This window comes from Aquabacterium parvum (assembly GCF_001447195.1).
Lineage (GTDB): Bacteria > Pseudomonadota > Gammaproteobacteria > Burkholderiales > Burkholderiaceae_C > Aquabacterium > Aquabacterium parvum.
This window is the reverse complement of sequence record NZ_LFRI01000062.1, coordinates 1-273: the sequence shown is the minus strand read 5'-3', so window position 1 is coordinate 273 and position 273 is coordinate 1. Positions and strand designations below refer to the sequence as shown.

Sequence of the window (273 nt, the reverse complement as noted above, 5' to 3'; positions counted from 1 at the left end):
CCCGACCTTGAAAAGGAAAGCCCCGAGTCCTGGTCAGAGGAGTTCGGGGCTGATGGAATCGAGACGCTACCCAGGCGGGTTGATCGGTACGGTAAGGCAAAGAGTCGTGCGCTCGATGTAGCGCAGTTTATCGGCGCCCACGTTGAAGGTCAAGAAACGCTTCACCAGCGGCTCACCACTTGCGGTGACTACCTGCTGTTCCGGCACTACTTCACCATCGACGCTGTGAGGCTGCATGCGGCCAGCTTCTGCATGAAGCACCTGCTTTGCCCT

The 273-nt window shown here is 58.6% G+C and carries 1 protein-coding gene; it reads right to left on the bottom strand.

What is annotated here, in order from left to right; all coding sequences use genetic code 11:
- Positions 1-66: 66 nt before the first annotated feature.
- Positions 67-237, bottom strand: coding sequence for a hypothetical protein (locus tag ABG80_RS22335; RefSeq protein ID WP_160322406.1), 171 nt, complete (start codon positions 235-237; stop codon positions 67-69).
- Positions 238-273: the final 36 nt, after the last annotated feature.